This is a genomic window from Thalassospira sp. (assembly GCF_040218635.1).
In the GTDB taxonomy this organism is placed as follows: Bacteria; Pseudomonadota; Alphaproteobacteria; order Rhodospirillales; family Thalassospiraceae; genus Thalassospira.
Window position 1 is genome coordinate 229733 of sequence record NZ_JAVJRB010000004.1, and the last position, 18565, is coordinate 248297.

Here is an 18565-nt window from a genome sequence, read left to right on the forward strand (position 1 = left end):
TGTGGATGTCATTTTCAAGTGCGGTCTTGTGCATGATTGTGCGTTGATATGTGCTGGTTTGAGGGCTGTGTTGCATGGTTCCCCTTGCCATCGACCGGCAGGCATGGAAAATAGACCCCATGTCAGAAAGCAAAACCAAATCCCCGATGACCGCAACCAAGACGTCCGCAGATGATGCAGATTGTCAGGAATGCGATACTGCTGCCCGTCTTGGTCTGAGCACCGAGCAGGGCGAAGCCGTAACCCGTGATGCATCGCGCGCGGTCGGGGCGGAATTGGCATTGCCTGATATCGAGGCGGCGGCGAAAATCTTTTCGCTTTTGGGGGATGCCGGGCGGTTGCAGCTTGTCCTGCGCTGTATGGAAAAACCGCAAACTGTTGGCGAGCTGGCCGATGCGACCGATATGTCGCAATCGCTGTGCAGTCATCATTTGCGCCATCTTCGCGATCAGCGGATTCTCGCATCCGAACGGCGTGGGCGGCATATTTTCTATCAGATTGATGATGAACATATCTCGCGCGTGGTGCGCGATGTGTTTGCCCATGTCACGCACGACTAGCATCTGCGTGCGACCACAAATCCATTTTCATTTGTAAGTTCAATGTCCTGTGTGACTGCCTGCCGAAAGTGGGGCGGTACGGATGGCTATGCCGGAATCAAACATTCAAACCGTCATTTGAATGTTGTTGACAAAGCAAAACATGAATCATAGTTTGAATATAACATATGAATGAAAATTTGATTTTGTGAGGAACGAATGTCTTTCATCGCGAAATGGAACGACCTTCCGGCGATTGGAAATTGCGCACAGTGTCAGGAATCCCTGCTTTTTGCTGTGAATAACGCCTTGCCAAACCATGGCTTTGTCAATGACAGGACCGGGATATCCACCGCAATCCCGATCAGTGCGGAAGATGAAGCCATTATCGGCAACGTCCTTGCCCGTCACGGCACATCGATTGCCCATTATCAGTGGCAGGTATCGGGCATGGATTGCGGTTCATGCGTTGCCAAAATCGAAACCGCCCTTGGCAAAATTGACGGGGTTTCGTGCGTTGATGTGTCGATGATGCGTGAAAATGTGACACTGGGCTTTGATGACGCCCATGCGCACAACCGCGACGGGATCGCCTCCACATTGACCAAGCTTGGCTACCCGGCACAGGAAAAAGGCTCAAACAGTCCATCTGCAAAAGACCCCGGCGCATCCTGCTGTGGCAATGGCGCAAGTTGTGGCAGTGATGTCAAAGCCAGCACCCATGCAGATGGCAAAGATGCAGCCCCGCAAAGCCTGTTGCGGCGCGTTGCCCCCTGGTCGTCCGATAATGACGAGATTGCCTTTGCCGCGATCTGTCTTTTGCTGGGCGGATTGATCGGCGCGATTGTGCCGGTAACCGCACCGTATGCCATGTCTGTGGCATCGGTTTTGGCCGCAATTCCGGTGATGAAAAAGGCCGTGCGCCTGGCGCAAAGCGGGGCGATCTTTTCAATCGAACTTCTCATGTCGGTTGCCGTGCTTGGTGCGATTGCGATTGGCGAAAGCCTTGAGGCCGGCATGGTCGTGCTGTTGTTTGCCATTGGTGAACGGCTTGAAGGTGTGGCTGCGGGACGTGCACGCAGCGGGGTGAAGGCTTTGATGAAGCTGACCCCGGAACAGGCCCGGCGTGTTAATGACGGTGGCTTTGAAAACATCTCGCCGCGTGATCTTGCGATAGATGACATTGTTGAAGTCCGTCCGGGCGAACGCATTCCATCGGATGGCGTGATCGCATCTGGTGCGGCCGAGATCGATAACAGCCACCTCACAGGTGAATCTGTCCCGGTTTATTGCGAAATGGACGCCGAGGTCTTTGCCGGTGCGATTGTGACCGACAGCCCGGTTCGGGTGCGTGTCACCCGTGCGGCCGGCCAGACCATGCTGGATCGCGTGATCGAGTTGGTTGAACAAAGTGAAAAGCACAAAGCCCCGGTCGAACGGTTTGTCGCAAAATTTGCCCGCATCTATACCCCGATCATTATGGGGTTGGCCGCAGCCACGGTTGTTATTCCGCCCATTCTGTTCGGACAGGCGTGGGATGAGTGGGTCTATCGCGGTTTGGCGTTGCTTTTAATTGGCTGCCCTTGTGCCTTGGTCATCTCAACCCCGGCGGCTGTGACATCGGCCTTGGCCCGTGCGACCAGAATTGGCTTGCTGGTCAAAGGTGGTGCCGGGCTTGAGCTGATTGGGGCGGTGCGCACCATGGCGTTTGATAAAACCGGAACCCTTACCGAAGGCCAGCCAAAGCTGACGGCGATTAAAACCCGGGATGGTTATGGCGAAAATGGGATTCTGACCATTGCAGCGGCACTGGAAACCGTGACCTCACACCCGCTTGCCCGCGCAGTGGTCGAAGCGGCAGAAAACCGCCATCTTGCCTTGCCAGAAGTCGAAAATGCCAAGACCATTGCCGGGGCAGGGGTCGAAGGGCGCATTGATGGTGTGATGTATCAGGTCGGGGCGGTTAAACGCCTGAAGGCATCCGTCGATGCTGCAACGGCCAAATGGCTTGAAGACCAGGAAGATGACGGCTCTACCGCCGTGGTTGTTCTAAAGGACGGTCAGGTGATTGGTGCCTTGGCCTTGCGTGATGTTGCCCGCGAAGATGCCAAATCTGCACTGGCCGAACTTAACAGGCTTAACATTACCCCGGTCATGCTGACCGGTGATGCGGACCGGGTTGCCCGACGCATGGCATCTGAATTGGGGATAGATTACCGGGCGGAATTGCTGCCCGAAGACAAGCTTAATGCGATTGCCGCCTTGCGCAATGATCCCGATCGGTCCGGTCCTGTCGCGATGGTCGGCGACGGCATCAATGATGCCCCTGCGCTGAAAGCAGCCGATGTCGGGATTGCGATTGGTGGTGGCACGGATATCGCCCTTGAGGCCGCGGATGCGGTCGCGATCAAGGACCGTCTGGGCGATGTGGTCAATCTGGTGAAACTGTCGCGTGCGGCGCGTCGGGTGATCCGCGAAAACATCGCGCTGGCAATCGGGCTTAAGGCGGTATTTCTGGTGACATCCATCACCGGCCTGACGGGCCTTTGGTTGGCTGTTCTGGCAGACACAGGCGCGACTGTTCTGGTCACGATCAATAGCTTGCGGCTGCTAATAGCTTTAAAGTCGGCCGACACAATGTCCAAGGATTGATAGGGGCTGCCAATGGATTACCATAGGTTGAAGTAGAATGTTTGAATGTGAGGATTTAGGTGGTATTCTGACCTCCAAATATACAGGAGGGGTAGGATATGCGAAATGCACTAATTCTCACTGCGATGCTACTTGGTGGATGTGCAGGATGGTTGCCTCAGTCAACTCCTGACACCTTAGGCGCGAAAGCTGCTGCTTCGACCTATATCCCGATTGATCCTTTAAAAGTTGTGATTGCGTCGGGGTCCAATTGCGATCCATCGGCCTCAGATTACGTCTTCTTAAATACCCTGCCAGACAATTATCTGCGAATGGCAATCGGATCGTTCGATGCAGATGGCAATATTCAATTCGGTGTTGGTTCGGTTGGCGGGGAGAACGAGCAGTTCAAGGTTGTTCAAGATTATATCAATGCTGATACGGCCAACGTCCGCTTCGCGATTTCTTGGGTACGCGAGGGGAGTGATCCCAGACCCTTCTATGCAATGTCAGCAGATGAAGCGGCAAAGATGGGGTATTCCGGGTCTGTGCGACGTATCGATAGTGATCAGGCTATAACGTCTGATTTTTATGTCGGGGCGGATCAAATTGTTATCCCGGTTTACATTGGCGTAGGGTTGCGCATTACCGCAGATGTAACCGTTATCAAGGCGAATACAAAAATCACAAGCCTTGGCGCAATTGGTTTTGAGGCAAGTGCGAATAACCTTACGGGTACATTGGTTGTTCAGACTCTTGGCATTACCGGCGACAAAGTTCGTGCTTCAATTCCTATGCCGAACGAATTGAACAATACGACTGTGCAGAACTCGATAATGGCTCTCGGTGCTATAAAAGCAACATTGGGGGATAGTGCGGTTATTGCTCAGCCACGTGCAACAGGGTTTTACAATCCAATTGGTTCATCTGACAAAGGATTGATGAATGCAATCGTTTCAGAGTTGTCGCGGGAACCAATTGTTTGGGAACAGGAATGTGGATTGCGTGCAGAGAGCTGAAATGAAGGTGTTGTGTCTTTGTCCTCTTCTGCTGCCATGCTCTTACTAGATCACTGAGGCATAAAGAGGAAGCGGCGGTTATCGTTTCCCGCATCGATAACCACCGCTGATCCACCTTGAGAGGCCTACGGGGAGAGAGGACCCGTAGGTGAGAGACAAGCCATTTGGGGACAAATGCGAATGGGTTGCATTCGCGGGCTGTGTCGAGACCTGTTATAGGGGGCGGAAAAGATGGAAACAAGTGAAAATCGTTATCAATCGCAAAGAATTTTTAGTTGATGATTGTCTTATGTAATTATCCCGACCTGAATGGTCGGTTAATTCGTTGATTTTCTGCGGACTGTAGGGCCACTAAAGCATAAAGCCCGCACCAAATGTGCGGGTTTTAAAGTATCAACTTGATGCCTTGATCAGGCGGTAATGCGTCTAAGATGATTGTCCCAGTGAAGCGATTTATGCGAATCGTCGGGTAACTCAACCCGTTTTCGGCGAATCGCATCCATGCGCCAGCTATTGCCAAGTCCGCTGGTGCCGACAAACTCGCCCGCACGATCCGTCGCCGCAAGGCCACAGCCATCCGGGGCGGCAATATGGGTCAGGAAATCATGCGACTTGGCATCCCAGAACGTCACCAATCCACCCCGCGGGCAAGAAATACCAAATACCTGACCAGATGCATCAAATCGCACTGACCCGCAATATTGGCGCATACGGTATTGCACCGTGTCAGGGGCTTCTATGGCGCGAATTTCTGTGCCGGGCTGCCAGATGCCGACCAAGGGAACCTGATCGGTCAATACGCCTTGATACTGGAAGCCGGCGGCAATGGTTCCGTTGGCCGAAACATCGAGATGCCGGATTGATAATTGATGCCAATCGGCTTTCAAGGCGGCCTGATGGACCAGTTTGCCGCTATGGCGGTCAATGATCGACAGGTTCGGTTCCATTGAAGCGATATTAAGCGGTGTGCGCCCATCCTGATCCGGGTGGGTGTGAAGTCCGCCATTGGCAATGACCAACTGATCACCACCCGGCATCAGGTGCAATTCATGCGGGCCGGTGCCAAAGCTGTCGAACTCTGCCACCCGGCGATAGCCATCCTCTGCATCCCAGACAGACACCACGCCGCGGGCATGATCAAAATCGTTTTCGGTGATGTAAAGATACCGGCCATCATTGGAATAAATGGCGTGGCCATAAAACCGGCGATCTTCCGGGCAATGCAGTTTGGCCCGAACGTCCCCGGTATGGCGATCAAGGATCAAGCCATATAGCCCCGGTCGGCGTTCGACGGCGGCGACATCAACATGATCGGGGCGCAGGCCAATGTCATGACCCCGGCCGGGCAGGGCCTGTTCAAACAGGATTTTACCCGACGCATTAAACGCGCTGACATAATAGTCATCGCTGTCCCCGGCATTGTCCTTGGCACTGGCCGCGATATAAACCGCACGGTCATCAATGGTTGGAATACTGGCGGCACGCGCGATATCAAGCGGCAACAGGGTAAAGGCCCCGCCAATACCCATGAGTTTTAAAAACTCCCGACGTTGATGTCTCATTTCAATCTCCGCTCCGTGCGCCTTGCTTCAGCCCTAATCGCCATCGAGCGAATTAAACCCGCCGCCAAGCTGGGTGTTGCCGCCAACATCATTTTCAACAAGAGTTGTCAGAAAGTCGATCTGACCGGCAAAGTCTAAAAGCTTGGCGTAACCATCGGGCTGTTCAAGCAATTCACCAACCGATGACGGCAGTTCGGAAAGCTGATCCTGAACCGTTTGCCAATTAAGCCGGAAAGACCGATCCAGCAGGCTGCTATCAATCAATGAAGCCAAGCCGGTGCCGTCTTCGCCAACATCGCCCCATTTACCGTCATAGAGGGCAAACAGACCGATCAGGTTATGTTCGATATTGCGAAGGGATCGTTTGGATGTTTCGCTTTCTGCCCGACTGGCTTTGGCGTCTTTTTCATTTTCGCCAAGGGGACGGCCAAGCTTTTGGCTTGATATGATCAAAAGCCCTTCATGCAGCGCACGGTACAAATCGGTCGCGGCAAATTTGGCGGTGGGATAATCCATGCTGTCAGGACCGGCCGTGCTCATGGCCCGGGCAAATTCCGGCCACTCATCGCGAAGCTCGCCTGAAATTGTCTGAAGGTTGGTGGCAATGGCTTGGCCATATTGGCAAAGATATATGCCGTCCTCATCCGCATTGATCAATTGGCCTGCACGTTCATCATCAAACAAAACTTCTCCAAGGGCCGGAAACCCCTGAAGCGCGGCACTGGCTTCGGAAAGCTTGGCCGGGTCGGTATAGGCCGCCGGTTTGTCAAACATCAGTTTTCCGAACTGGCGGGTGGCTGTACCGTGTTTGTCGGGCCAGTATTCAATATGCTGATCACGGCCATTGGCCACCAGCGGTCCCATGCGCCAGGGCTGAATTTCCTGCCAGATGTCCATCGCACTGTGGAATGCGCCTTGCGCATCGATCAGGCCATCTGCGTCCGGTTGGGTGCAAAAATCAGCGATGGTGTCAGACAGCTCCGCACTCGCATCATAAAATGCATCAAGCTTCGGCGGCATCACGTCGATCAGAAGATGCGACAGGATGGGTTGATATGCCTCATCGGGAATGTCTGCCCGTGCGACAGGGGCGCTAAAACCAACAACCATTGCGGCCGTGGTCGATAGCAGCACGGTGCGCCAGCAAATTTGTGGGAACATATATCTTTTCCGACTATTCATAAAATTTGGAAAACTTATACAGGTTCAAAGCGACTTTAGAAACGCCAGCAGTTTACTGCGCTCCGATGGTGGCAGCTTTGCGACCGCATCACGTGCCAATGCCGCTTCGCCGTCATGCCATAACACGGCTTCAAGAATGGTACGTGCCCGTCCATCATGCAAGAACTGCGCACGGGGATCTATGTCATGTGCCCGGCCAATGCCCCAAAGCGGCGGGGTGCGCCATTCACGCCCTGATGCCTGTGCTTCGGGGCGGTGATCGGCCAGTCCTTCTCCCATGTCATGCAGCAACAGATCACTATAGGGCCAAATGTTTTGACCCGATTGCTCTGGCATATCGGCACGTTCTGGCAATTGATAATGCGGTGTATGACAGGACGCACAGCCGATATCGTTAAATATCTTCTGCCCTTCAATAACATCGGCGTCATTGGCGTTTGTCCGAATGGGCGGGGCGATGTTGCGTGTGTAATACAACACCAGATCCGTGATCACGGAATGGGCTTCAAGATTTTTGAATTCCGGGCTGTTGCCGTTCGGGGCGGTCAAACAGTCTTCCTGTGCGGCTGTGCAATCACCGGACGCGTTCGGGTAAAGCGGGGTTGAAAGACCGATATCAAATTGAAAGGCATTCTGGTTTTGCTGATCAAGGCTCGGCATGCCGGCCTTCCAGCCAAACCGGCCGATTGCAAGGTCATTTTTCGCAATGTCCCGGACGTAATTTACCCGGCCAGATATGCCATTCCGATCAGTATCCTGCGGATCAGAGGCGGCAAGCAAGACGTCATCTGGAATGGCTTCAAGCAATCCAAGCCCGATCATCGGCGGGGCCAATCGCGGTGATACCATGATATCGGTATGAAGCGGGCCATAGGCCAGATCGGTCATTTCATAGCGGGGCTTTTGAAGGGTGACGGTTTCACCCCCGGCCAGTGCGACATCAAAATTGTCAAAGGTGACTTTAACGCGGCCTTCGGCATCAATGCCGGGAACTGAAAAGTCCTGAAACTGTCCGCCGTAAACCGGGTCGGGCACAGTTGCGAGTTTGCCATCCAGATGATCACGCAGCTGATCGGCTGTTTGTGGCGGGATCGAAAGGCGCAACAACATCGATGTTGCCCCGGCAGATGGATCATTTTCATCCACCGGATGACCGCGCCCGTTGCGGATATGGCAGCCATTACAGGCCCGCGAATTAAACAGCGGGCCAAGACCATCGGCGGCCTTGGTCCGGGTGGGGGCTGTCACCCAAAGTCTTTGAAAAAGGGCCTCGCCAAGCTTGAAGTCAAGCCGCTTTTCAAAATCCATATTGGCGGAATAGTGGGTAAAGGCATTGCGTCCTGCGGGTTTTGGCCATGTGGTGTCGCCGCCGGGAAAGGCGTGATCATTCGTTCCCTGTGCAAAAACAGTGACCGGGACCATGGCAATGCCAAGACCAAGACAGATAAGCACAAAGGGAATGGCGGCGGGACGTTTCATCGGTGTTGTGTTTCTTGGTAAGGTTTCTTGTGATTTATCAAAAGCAAACGGCGGGAGAAACATCCCCCGCCGTTTAACGCCAATCAGACAGGTGCCTGATAAAAGGCTTAGTTCACAGAAGAAGGATTGTCGAGGCTGTCAGAACCTTCGAATTCGATACCATCAATGCCAACAGCGGCAATGATCTGCTCGATCGATTTGGTCTGATCGACAAGCGCATCGACAAAGGTCTGAACAACCGCATTGCCATCATCGTTGCCCATAGCAATCAGCTGATCAAAGGCTTCGCCGCCTTCTGCACGGGTCACCATGGCTTTGCCTGCCAGAACCGAACTTGCGAGTTTGCCACGCAGTTCGGTATCAAGGGCTGCGTCTTTGGCTGCAACCAGATCGGAAAGCGATGCGCCTTCGACGACCGATCCGTCAACACGGGTGTAACGGCCAAGATAAACGTTCTGGATGCCCAGCGCGTCGAAGTAATGGCTGTTATGGGTGTTGTCCGAGAAGCAGTCATGCTCTTCTTCCGGATCATGCAGCAACAGGCCAAGTTTGGTACGCTCGCCGCCCAGTTCGCCGTATGACAGCGACCCCATGCCGGTAACAATCGCGGTCAAACCCGGAACGCCGTCGCCTTCAAGAACGGTTTGGCGTGCTTCGCCGCCATCGGCCCACTGTGCCGTGATCCATTCGAGATCGGAAATCATAAGCCCGGTGGCTGCTTTCAGATAATCACCACGGCGATCACAATTGCCGTTGGTGCAAGCATCACCAGCCGCATAATCGGTCCATGCACGTGCGCCTGCACCGGCATTGGTGCCGTTCAGGTCCTGACCCCAAAGAAGGAATTCAATCGCGTGATAGCCGGTCGCAACGTTTGACTCAACATCATCAATTTCATGCAGGCTTTCAAGCAGGGCCGCATCAATGGTTGATGCGTCAATGGATTCACCGGAAATGTTCAGTGTCGGATTGGCAATAACATTGGCGGTGTAAGCCGGGTTTTCTTCGCTTTCTTCGCCGTATAGTCCGGTTTCGACATAATCGATCAGACCTTCATCAAGCGGCCAGGCATTCACCTTGCCTTCCCAGTCATCAACAATGGCGTTGCCAAAACGATACACTTCGGTCTGCTGATAGGGCGCACGTGATGCCAACCATGCCGATTTTGCCGCAGCAAAGGTTTCAGCAGACGGTGTCGCGACCAGCGCGTCAACAGCAACCTGCAGTTTCTGAGCGGTGATCAGTGAGTCTTCGTAACCGGCATGCGCGATATCCGCATAAGTCGTCAGTACGTCTTTTGCGCCCGGTGCGGCATATGCCTGCGCGCCAAGGGTCGAGACCAGTGCGGCCGTGCTCAAAATTTTTGCGATTTTCATAGGAGTTCCCATCTATCCCTGAAAGGTGAGCCAAGGGCAAAGCCCCATGGATCAGGGTAAAAACAACAAGTGCAAATGACGGCATTTGCACCTGAAATGTGACCCTGTTCACTCTACTTCTAGGTAAGTGATACTGCTTGTGAGAATGATTTTCAATTAGAGAATCCGAAACTGATGAGTTTTTTACGGTTTTTGAATGTGGTAACGGCAAAATGAACTGGTCTTGGCGCCGATAGAAGGCATTATTGTCGCCAGACGAAATAACCTGTCACGTCGAGGGAGGGCATGATGAGCGATCAGACGTCGGATCAGAAAAAAGTCAAACTTTGGGATTTTCCCGTACGCCTGTTTCACTGGGCATTGGTGATCGCGATTGTGACATCATGGTGGACCAACCGGGAATTAATGATCGATATCCATGCGATTGCCGGATACAGCGTCCTGACACTTGTGCTGTTTCGAATTGTCTGGGGTTTCGTCGGCAGCTCAAACGCCAAGTTCAAAGCCTTCCTTACCGGCCCCAGAAAAGTCATTGGCTATGCGCTTAAAATCCCGAACGGATCGATGGCCGAACTGACATATCCCGGGCATAACCCGGCGGGGGGCTGGATGGTTGCGGTCTTGCTTGTTCTGGTCGGTGTGCAGGCGGTAACAGGCCTGTTTGCCAGCGAGGATACCTTCCTGTTCTTTGACGGGCCCTTGGTGACCTATGTCAGTTCAGACTTTGCCAATACGATGAACTGGATTCATCACACCAATATCAATCTGATCTATGCCGCTGTCGGCCTGCATGTCTTTGCCGCCCTTTTCTATCTGGTGGTTAAACGTGAAAACCTGATCGGTGCAATGGTGACGGGTGCGCGCAAAGTGCCTGCTGACTTGGTCAGCCGGTTTGCCGAAATCCGCTTTGCGTCACCCATCCTGGGGATCGGTATTCTCATTGTTTGCGGGTTGCTGGTTTGGGGTGGGGTTACCTTGGCCCGGGGGTAATGTTTGGCCCACGTCCCATGCGTTAAGATTTCTGCCCGTTCTTACAAAGAAGGCCACCTTACCGACTTCGGAAAGGTGGCCTTCTTTGTTTAAGGAAATCCCCGGTCAGAATTTTCGGGTTTGCTGAGGGTACAGCATTGGGGGGAGAAAATGAGACCGGGGGCGCCCGCCCAAGGGAAAGAGCGGGCAGGGGTTCCTTATTTCGAACGATAGGTGTCATGGCATGATTTGCAGGACTTGCCGAGTTCACCCATGGCAGCACCCATGGCCGATTTATCACCAGCGGCAGCCGCCATCGCAAGGGCACCTTCTTTCAGGACGGCGAACCGACCCGAAAAATCATCCCAGTCGGTCCAGACTTTCTCGGTTGCAGTTGTTTTGACAGATGCATCCATGGTTTTGGGTTCAAACGCAGCCGGGGCTGCGCCCGCAGCAAAGGCAATGCCGTTTGCCAGATTGCGCAAAACCGGGTCTGGAAGATCACATTGCCCTTTCAGATAACAGCCAAGGGTTCCCATCGCACCACCAATGCCATCCATCAGCATTTTGCGGTTTTCAACAGTCGCATTGTCCATCGTCTCGTCAGCATTGGCTGTCAGTGGCGTAATGGCTCCGGCGGCAATGATCACGCCGAGCAGGCCTGCAGTAACAAGGTGCTTCATGGCTTCCCTCTATTGTCGTTTTGTTTGTCTCTCTGATCGCGAATTGGGCATTGGTTTCTTATCTGTTTAAGAAGCATCTTGTTGCTTCGTGCCCGTCGCTCGGCTTAGTGTCCCAGTAACGCCCCCGAAACCGGAATCACAAGCGCGTGAAATCGCATAATTTTTTGCAGTACGCGTCAAAGGAACCGCCGCAATATGTCGTCCGTCGCCCCGAATTCTTCGTCAGATGCCAGTGAAACCGCCATTCGCGAAGGCCGTGCCCGTGCGCGCAATGTCATTCGCGATTGGGATTTGAAACACGCCTATATCAATGGCGTATGGCGCGATGCCGATAGTCGCGAGGTTCTTGACGTCATTGATCCGGCAAAAGGTGACGTCATTGGCGGCGTTCCGTTCATGCGGACATCCGAAGCCCGAAGTGCCATTGATGCCGCCCATGATGCCTTTCCGGGCTGGTCACGGATGCTGGCAAAGGACCGTTCAATCATCCTGCGCCGCTGGCGTGATTTGCTTGAAAGCCATATGGAAGAATTGGCAGCCCTGATCACGCTAGAACAGGGCAAACCATATGATCAGGCCCTGCGCGAAGTGGTCGGTGCCATTGCCTATGCCGAATGGTATGCCGAAGAAACCAAACGTGCCTATGGCCAAACCATGCCCGCCACCCAGCGTGATCGACGTGTGGTGGTGCAGAAACATCCCGTCGGCGTGGTCGCGGCGATAACACCATGGAACTTTCCGTTGACGATGGTTGTGCGGAAATGCGCCCCGGCCCTTGCGGCGGGCTGCACCGTTGTTGTCAAACCAGCTGAAGATACTCCGCTTTCAGCCCTTGCCGCAGCCAAGCTTGCTGATCAGGCAGGCTTTCCGCCCGGTGTGTTTAACGTCGTGACCGGATTGCCTCAACCGATTGCCGAGGCCCTGACAGGCGATGAACGCGTAAGGATGCTGTCCTTTACCGGCTCGACCGAGGTGGGCAAACGTCTGATGGCACAATGTGCGCCGACAATGAAAAAGCTGTCACTGGAACTGGGCGGGAATGCACCGTTTATCGTGATGGATGACGCCGATATGGATGCCGCCGTGGCCGGTGCAATGATTTCAAAGTTCCGCAACAGTGGCCAGACCTGCGTCTGTGCCAATCGCATCTTTATTCAGGACGGCGTCTATGATGCCTTTGTTGAAAAGTTTATTGCCGCCAGCACTGCCCAGACCATTGGCAACGGGTTTGTGCCCGGTACGGACATCGGGCCGCTGATCAACCGTCAGGCGGTGGCAAAGGTCGAACGTCTGGTTGATAATGCCAAGAAGGCCGGGGCGACCCTGTTTTACGGCGCGGATGTTCCGCAACAGGGTCATTTCATCCGGCCTCTTGTCATGACCGATGTTCCCATTGATGCCGATTGTTTTGACGAAGAACTGTTTGCCCCCGTCGCCCCGATCTATCGGTTTAAAACCGAGGATGAGGTCATCAGCCTTGCCAATCGGGTGCGGACAGGTCTGTCGTCATACCTCTATAGCCGCGATATTGGCCGCATTCAGCGCATTGCCGATCGGCTTGAAGCCGGTGTGGTCGGAATTAATGACGGCACCACCAGCCACGAAGGCGCACCGTTTGGCGGGGTCAAGGAAAGCGGGCAGGGGCGTGAAGGCGGGCATTGGGGATTCGAAGAATATCTTGAACCCAAATACCTCAATTATGCCCTTGGCGGGAACTAGCCGGAAAACACCCCGGCAAAGACAGAATTTCAAAGATCGCAAAACGGCAATTTCATCAAATGGTATTGCCGTTTTCTGCTTTTGAACAAGCCATGCAAAATTGTTTGGTAGGACTCCGAAGAAAATTGGATGGTTTTTACCCGCTTTGACCGAAAATCCATGCTGTTCAAAGTATTTTTAAGCGGTGTTTCTTCTACCCCTGTGCGCGAATGGGCCGTTTACCGTGTCGGAAACCGGTGTGAAACATTAGACCTTTCTTGGGTCTTCCAAGGTGCCTGTCCAAAATATCGAGCAAATCGAACGTTTTATTTGTCATGAGACATTCATGCGTCTGGCGCATGATGGATTTGTGGCGAAAATGTTTCACGATATGCGTGAAATGCATGGGTGAGCTGAGGAATCTCTTCTCGTAGGAGTGCCGGAACAGGCGTACATCGGTCTCAACAGAGCGAAACGAGAAACCCAAGCGCGAGTAGCGCTGGATGATTTTAAAAGGAAACGGTTATGGAAATGTATCGTGGTTATGACCTGGTTGCCCTCCAGCGCGAAGCCGAGCGTCTCCGTGCACAGGCTATTCGCAACATGGCAGTCGCGTTTGTTCGCAAAATCGGCGGCGTCTTTGGCGTAAACCGTAAACCGCATGGCGGCGTACCGGCTGGCGCGTAAGTTCGCGACACACAAAATTCCGGTGCCGGTTGATCTGGCACCTTTAAAAGCACCTCCGCATTCCTCCCATGCGGGGGTGTTTTTGTATGTATGCTTCACCTTGGACCGTCTCCCGGTTATGAATGGGACTAGAACCCGTCTAGTTGCCCGGAGAAGTTGGCCCCATGAAGCTCGCCCATTACGCCTTTGGTGAAGAAAACCGCGATAACGGCACCATCGTCATCGTCCATGGTCTGTTTGGTCAGGCCCGGAACTGGACGGCGATTGCCCGGCGGTTGGCGGGAAAATACCATGTGGTGACAGCTGATCTGCGCAATCACGGTCGGTCCGACTGGGACGGGGAAATGACCTATCCTGCCATGGCGGCCGATCTTGCCGACCTGATTGGCGATGTTTCGGATCAACCGGTGCATCTTGTCGGCCATTCCATGGGGGGCAAGGCATCCATGGTTCTGAGCTTGTCACAAGATGCCGGTTTGGTGTCCGATCTCGTGATCGTTGATATCGCACCTGTGGTCTATGACCATGATTATAGCGGCTATATTTCGGCCATGCGCGGGGTGGATTTTAATGCCATCACCCGCCGCGCCGAAGTGGAAGATGCTTTGTCATCGGGTGTTTCGGAAAAAGGTGTACGTCAATTCCTTGCCCAGAATGTCACAACCGACAAAGAAACCGGCAAAATGGCATGGCAGGTCAATATTGATGCCATGGCATCGCACTTATCGGACATTACCGGTTGGCCCCAAAACGGGCTTTCGGATCATTATGATGGCGATGTGCTGTTTATTTCCGGCGCGAATTCGCACTATGTCGATTCCAAGGACCGTGATCATATAAAATCCATGTTCCCCAAGGCGGCCTTTACCAGCATCAAAGGGGCCGGTCACTGGGTGCATGCGGAAAAGCCCGATGCGGTTTTACTGACCCTTTCCGCCTTCTTGAAACGCAAATCGTAACCGTCCCCCGGAGGCGCCGCCAGATGACCGATCTTCCAAAAGGCTGGTCTGTTCGTGATCAGGACCACATGCGTTTAAACGACATCACCTGTCTGTCGGACAACTGGTATCACCTCTATCGGGTGAGCTTTGATCTGAAACGATCAGACGGAACATGGCAAACCCAGGAACGCGAAGCCTATGACCGGGGCAATGGTGCCGGGATATTGCTGTATAACCGCAGGGATCGCACCGTCATCCTGACCCGGCAGTTTCGCTTGCCAAGTTTCGTGAACGGCAATGAAGACGGCATGTTGATCGAAGTGCCCGCCGGCCTTTTAGATGACCGCGATCCGGCATCTGCGGTGATTGCCGAGGTCGAGGAAGAAACCGGCTATAAAATCGGCAAACCAAGTCTGGTCTTTGATCTTTTCATGAGCCCGGGTTCCGTGACTGAAAGGTTGCATTTGTTTGTTGCCGAAGTCACCCGTGATCACCAGAAAGGTGAGGGCGGTGGGCTGGAAGAAGAAGGCGAGGACATCCACGTTCTTGAAATCCCGTTTGCCGACCTGGTGCCCATGATGGCCGATGGACGCATCCGCGATGCCAAGACTGTTATCTTGGTGCAGCATGCCCTTTTGACCGGCTTGTTTGACTAAACACAGTCTTTACCAAGGCAGTTCCTGTCCGTCATAGGCAAAAAATCCACCGGTCTGGCGGGCATCAAGACCATCAATGACATTCAGCATATTGACGGTGGCCTGTTGCGGGCTTTGAACATTCAGCCCTGATTTGGCAAACGGGCCAGACAGGCCGGTATCGACTGTGCCGGGGTGAAGGGCGATGCAAATGGCATCACGTTTGGATCGCCCAATTTCAATCGCGGTGCATTTTACCAGTTGATTGAGGGCTGCCTTGGCCGCGCGGTAGCCATACCATCCCCCCATCCGGTTATCGCCAATGCTTCCGACCTTGGCCGAAAGGGTTGCAAAGACCGATTTTCCGTCGCGCGGTAGTAACGGGCAGAAATGCTTCATCAGCAAGGCCGGGCCAATTGCATTGATCTGAAACTGTTTGGCCATGTAATCGGCATCAATGTGGCGCAGGGATTTTTCCGGTTGAAATGCCTCGTCATGAAGATAGCCGGTGGCATCAATCACAAGGCGGATCTTGCGCCCCGACTGCGTTGCCTGACCTGCCGCATCTTTTGCACAAATTGCGATGCTCTCAGGATCCGTGAAATCAAGCGACGGCACCGTTGCACGGGCATATTCCACCACCTTGGAAAAGCGGTTGGATGCTTTCAGATGATGAACAAATGCGCGGCCGATCCCGCCGGTCGCACCGACGACGATTGCGATATCGCCGTCGGCAAAGCTTTCAAGGGTTGGTATCGGGGCATTGGTCATTCGGGCGGCCTTTTTCTGTTACAGGCCTTGTTACGGTGCAGTTCTACACATGGTTCAAAATGTCGGGTTATTGCGCAGGGTTGGTGTCGGTTGCTTTATGGGCATCGGTGTTTGCCTCGCGCTCATCCATTTCATCGCGTTCTTCACGCATGATCTGAAACAGGGTTTCATTTTGCGATCGCAGGGTGTCGAAATACCCCTTGTCGACCCCGTGCTCATTCCAGCGCGTACGCAGTTCGCCAAGCGTTTCTAAATCGTGTTTACGGAACTTGTTTTGACGTCTGTCGGCCTGATTGGCTGTCAAACCCAATGCCATCAACCCGTCACGCCCAAGTTTCAGCGCACTTTCAAAGGTTTCGCGTTCAACATGGTGTGCCCCGGCATTTTCAAGTTCATAGACATGATGCCGGTCATGTGCGCGGGCAAGAATGCGGACATTGGGATAATGCTTGGCGACATGGGCGACAAGTTCGGTCAGCTTTTCACGGTCATCGATTGCCGCGACAAACAGTTTGGCTTTGTCGATGCCCGTTGTATGCAGCAGGTCTGGCCGGGTGGCATCGCCGTAATATGCGGGGAAACCGACACGGCCAAGGTTTTCAACCACCTGCGGGTCATGATCAAGAATGATCACGCTATACCCGTTTGTCGCAAGCAGGCGGGTAATGATCTGGCCAAAGCGGCCAATACCGGCAACCACAATACAGCCGGTCTTGTCTATCTCATCGGCTTCGCGTGTTCCGGTTTTCACCAGTTTCGGGGCAAGCCAGCGTTCATGAATGATAAAGGCAAGCGGTGTCAGCATCATGGTCAATGCGACAGCCAAGGTCAGTTTCTGCACCAGTTCAATCGGCAAAACACCCACACCAAGCGCCATGCCAAACAGAACGAATGCAAATTCCCCGGCCTGCGCAAGGCCAAGGGTGAATAACATCCGGTCCACACCGTACATCCGGACCGTGGTCGCAATGGCAAACAAAACGACGGCCTTGATCACCATGATGCCCAAGGCGATCGAAATCAGCGTTCCGGGTTGATCAAAAAGCAGATTGAAATCGATCCCGGCACCAACGGTCAGGAAGAAAAGGCCAAGCAACAATCCCTTGAACGGTTCGATATCGTTTTCAAGTTCGTGGCGATATTCACTGTCGGATAAAACAACACCGGCTAAAAATGTGCCAAGGGCAGGGCTCAGACCAATGGCATTCATCAAAAGCGCCGTTCCGATCACCAAAAGAAGTGCGGCGGCGGTAAAGACCTCGCGCAGATGCGCCTTGGCGATAAAGCGGAATACCGGACGAATAAGATAACGGCCACCGACAATGATGGCGGCAATGGCCCCGATAATGACCAGTGGCTGGGCCCATTCGGCGACAAGATCAAGCAACATGCCACCGTGACCAGCATCATGGGTGACGTCACTGCCATGGGCGGCAACGGCGAGAAGCGGCATGATGGCAAGCATCGGGATAACGGCGACATCCTGTGTCAGAAGGACCGAAAAGGAACTTTTGCCGCCAACCGTGCCAAGCCAGCCTTTTTCGCCAAGCGTTTGCAAGACAATCGCAGTGGAAGACAGGGCAAGCACCATGCCGATTGCAACAGATTGCTGCCAGCTTAGTCCAAGGGCATAGCTGGCCGCGGCAATGATCGCGGTCGTGCCCAGAACCTGAAGCCCGCCCAAGCCAATCAATTGTCCGCGCATGGACCATAACATCGCCGGGCGCAGTTCCAGCCCGACCAGAAACAGCATCATGACCACGCCAAACTCGGCGAAATGCTGAAGATCGGCGGCTTCTGCACCGACGATGCCCAGAACCGGTCCAATGATCACCCCTGCAATCAAATAGCCCAGTACCGAACCAAGACCCAGTCGTTGTGCAATCGGAACCGCCACCACAGCCGCGACCAGATAGACAAAAGCAGAAGACAGGAGTTCCATCAGGCGATCTCCGCGCAATGTCGTTGGTTTGCGGGACTGTTTTGCCCGATGCCTGATGCCATGAGTGTCTCCGGTGCGTTTTGATATGTCGTCATTACGTTAAAGCATATTGCATTTAATCTACCGCATTTTGTTTGTTTTTGGCGTGTCGTTTGGCAAGGCACAGCGTGCAGGGCGATGCGGCGCATCGTTCAAACGGTGTAACGTCGTCAAACGCCGCCAAAATCAAACCCTTCGGGCCGGGACAGCCTTCCGCCCCGCAGCGTCAAGAACTTTGAGCGTAGCCTCGCTACGCCCTGCGGCCCTTTCCTTGCGCGACAGAAGGCTGCCTCCGGCAAAATGAGGCAAATTAAATGCAATATGCTTTAGCCTGCTTTGCGGTCAAGCAGAAGCCCACAGCTGTTGCATCCGCACAAAAAAAGCCACCCGTTTTATCGGGCGGCTTTTCAAT

General features: G+C 53.7%; 15 protein-coding genes. 8 read left to right on the forward strand and 7 right to left on the reverse strand.

What is annotated here, in order from left to right:
• Window positions 1-119 precede the first annotated feature (119 nt).
• The 3 genes from RIC05_RS03205 to RIC05_RS03215 all read left to right on the forward strand — a co-directional run bounded on the left by RIC05_RS03205 (window position 120) and on the right by RIC05_RS03215 (window position 4189).
• Complete coding sequence (locus RIC05_RS03205) at window positions 120-560, forward strand: ArsR/SmtB family transcription factor (protein ID WP_350046185.1); 441 nt, start codon at window positions 120-122, stop codon at window positions 558-560.
• 198 nt (window positions 561-758) lie between these two features.
• Window positions 759-3191, forward strand: coding sequence for a heavy metal translocating P-type ATPase (locus RIC05_RS03210; RefSeq protein WP_350046184.1), 2433 nt, complete (start codon window positions 759-761; stop codon window positions 3189-3191).
• A 98-nt stretch (window positions 3192-3289) separates the two neighbouring features.
• The gene (locus tag RIC05_RS03215) at window positions 3290-4189 is read left to right on the forward strand and encodes a hypothetical protein (RefSeq protein WP_350046183.1); all 900 of its coding nucleotides are present in this window, start codon (window positions 3290-3292) and stop codon (window positions 4187-4189) included.
• Window positions 4190-4599: 410 nt separating this feature from the next.
• Here the strand turns inward: RIC05_RS03215 and RIC05_RS03220 are convergent, their stop codons facing one another.
• The 4 genes from RIC05_RS03220 to RIC05_RS03235 form a co-directional block, all read right to left on the reverse strand.
• Window positions 4600-5751 (reverse strand): DUF1513 domain-containing protein, encoded by a 1152-nt coding sequence (locus tag RIC05_RS03220; RefSeq protein ID WP_350046182.1) that lies wholly within the window; start codon window positions 5749-5751, stop codon window positions 4600-4602.
• Between the two features lie 33 nt (window positions 5752-5784).
• Window positions 5785-6912 (reverse strand): imelysin family protein, encoded by a 1128-nt coding sequence (locus RIC05_RS03225; RefSeq protein ID WP_350046181.1) that lies wholly within the window; start codon window positions 6910-6912, stop codon window positions 5785-5787.
• Window positions 6913-6957: 45 nt separating this feature from the next.
• Window positions 6958-8412, reverse strand: coding sequence for a di-heme oxidoreductase family protein (locus RIC05_RS03230; protein ID WP_350046180.1), 1455 nt, complete (start codon window positions 8410-8412; stop codon window positions 6958-6960).
• Between the two features lie 107 nt (window positions 8413-8519).
• On the reverse strand, window positions 8520-9788 hold the full coding sequence (locus RIC05_RS03235) for an imelysin family protein (RefSeq protein ID WP_350046179.1): 1269 nt from the start codon (window positions 9786-9788) through the stop codon (window positions 8520-8522).
• Between the two features lie 288 nt (window positions 9789-10076).
• On the opposite strand from RIC05_RS03235, the gene RIC05_RS03240 reads away from it, so the two are divergent.
• Window positions 10077-10778, forward strand: coding sequence for a cytochrome b/b6 domain-containing protein (locus RIC05_RS03240; RefSeq protein ID WP_350046178.1), 702 nt, complete (start codon window positions 10077-10079; stop codon window positions 10776-10778).
• A gap of 197 nt (window positions 10779-10975) precedes the next feature.
• On the opposite strand, the gene RIC05_RS03245 is transcribed toward RIC05_RS03240, so the two are convergent.
• The gene (locus RIC05_RS03245; protein WP_350044075.1) at window positions 10976-11440 is read right to left on the reverse strand and encodes a c-type cytochrome; all 465 of its coding nucleotides are present in this window, start codon (window positions 11438-11440) and stop codon (window positions 10976-10978) included.
• A gap of 195 nt (window positions 11441-11635) precedes the next feature.
• Between RIC05_RS03245 and RIC05_RS03250 the strand changes: the two genes are divergently transcribed.
• The 4 genes from RIC05_RS03250 to RIC05_RS03265 all read left to right on the forward strand — a co-directional run bounded on the left by RIC05_RS03250 (window position 11636) and on the right by RIC05_RS03265 (window position 15422).
• On the forward strand, window positions 11636-13159 hold the full coding sequence (locus RIC05_RS03250; protein ID WP_350046177.1) for an NAD-dependent succinate-semialdehyde dehydrogenase: 1524 nt from the start codon (window positions 11636-11638) through the stop codon (window positions 13157-13159).
• Between the two features lie 504 nt (window positions 13160-13663).
• A complete protein-coding gene (locus RIC05_RS03255; RefSeq protein ID WP_350044077.1) occupies window positions 13664-13825 on the forward strand; it encodes an RSP_7527 family protein in 162 nt (53 codons plus the stop codon).
• Window positions 13826-13989: 164 nt separating this feature from the next.
• Window positions 13990-14784 carry an alpha/beta fold hydrolase gene (locus RIC05_RS03260; RefSeq protein ID WP_350046176.1) on the forward strand — a complete coding sequence of 265 codons (795 nt, stop codon included), beginning with the start codon at window positions 13990-13992 and terminating at the stop codon, window positions 14782-14784.
• 23 nt (window positions 14785-14807) lie between these two features.
• On the forward strand, window positions 14808-15422 hold the full coding sequence (locus tag RIC05_RS03265; RefSeq protein ID WP_350046175.1) for an NUDIX domain-containing protein: 615 nt from the start codon (window positions 14808-14810) through the stop codon (window positions 15420-15422).
• 9 nt (window positions 15423-15431) lie between these two features.
• Here RIC05_RS03265 and RIC05_RS03270 read toward each other — a convergent pair whose 3' ends face one another.
• Together RIC05_RS03270 and RIC05_RS03275 are read right to left on the reverse strand one after the other, a co-directional pair.
• Complete coding sequence (locus RIC05_RS03270) at window positions 15432-16172, reverse strand: SDR family oxidoreductase (RefSeq protein ID WP_350046174.1); 741 nt, start codon at window positions 16170-16172, stop codon at window positions 15432-15434.
• A gap of 67 nt (window positions 16173-16239) precedes the next feature.
• On the reverse strand, window positions 16240-18114 hold the full coding sequence (locus RIC05_RS03275) for a monovalent cation:proton antiporter-2 (CPA2) family protein (protein ID WP_350046173.1): 1875 nt from the start codon (window positions 18112-18114) through the stop codon (window positions 16240-16242).
• Between the last annotated feature and the right edge of the window lie 451 nt (window positions 18115-18565).

Excerpts from the sequence above, each read along its gene's own strand:
- RIC05_RS03220 (WP_350046182.1), bottom strand. The coding sequence starts at position 5,751 with ATGAGACATCAACGTCGGGAGTTTTTAAAACTCATGGGTATTGGCGGG.
- RIC05_RS03270 (WP_350046174.1), bottom strand. The coding sequence starts at position 16,172 with ATGACCAATGCCCCGATACCAACCCTTGAAAGCTTTGCCGACGGCGAT.
- RIC05_RS03245 (WP_350044075.1), bottom strand. The coding sequence starts at position 11,440 with ATGAAGCACCTTGTTACTGCAGGCCTGCTCGGCGTGATCATTGCCGCC.
- RIC05_RS03205 (WP_350046185.1), top strand. The coding sequence starts at position 120 with ATGTCAGAAAGCAAAACCAAATCCCCGATGACCGCAACCAAGACGTCC.
- RIC05_RS03240 (WP_350046178.1), top strand. The coding sequence starts at position 10,077 with ATGAGCGATCAGACGTCGGATCAGAAAAAAGTCAAACTTTGGGATTTT.
- RIC05_RS03275 (WP_350046173.1), bottom strand. The coding sequence starts at position 18,114 with ATGGAACTCCTGTCTTCTGCTTTTGTCTATCTGGTCGCGGCTGTGGTG.
- RIC05_RS03235 (WP_350046179.1), bottom strand. The coding sequence starts at position 9,788 with ATGAAAATCGCAAAAATTTTGAGCACGGCCGCACTGGTCTCGACCCTT.
- RIC05_RS03215 (WP_350046183.1), top strand. The coding sequence starts at position 3,290 with ATGCGAAATGCACTAATTCTCACTGCGATGCTACTTGGTGGATGTGCA.
- RIC05_RS03210 (WP_350046184.1), top strand. The coding sequence starts at position 759 with ATGTCTTTCATCGCGAAATGGAACGACCTTCCGGCGATTGGAAATTGC.
- RIC05_RS03265 (WP_350046175.1), top strand. The coding sequence starts at position 14,808 with ATGACCGATCTTCCAAAAGGCTGGTCTGTTCGTGATCAGGACCACATG.
- RIC05_RS03225 (WP_350046181.1), bottom strand. The coding sequence starts at position 6,912 with ATGTTCCCACAAATTTGCTGGCGCACCGTGCTGCTATCGACCACGGCC.
- RIC05_RS03250 (WP_350046177.1), top strand. The coding sequence starts at position 11,636 with ATGTCGTCCGTCGCCCCGAATTCTTCGTCAGATGCCAGTGAAACCGCC.
- RIC05_RS03230 (WP_350046180.1), bottom strand. The coding sequence starts at position 8,412 with ATGAAACGTCCCGCCGCCATTCCCTTTGTGCTTATCTGTCTTGGTCTT.
- RIC05_RS03255 (WP_350044077.1), top strand. The coding sequence starts at position 13,664 with ATGGAAATGTATCGTGGTTATGACCTGGTTGCCCTCCAGCGCGAAGCC.
- RIC05_RS03260 (WP_350046176.1), top strand. The coding sequence starts at position 13,990 with ATGAAGCTCGCCCATTACGCCTTTGGTGAAGAAAACCGCGATAACGGC.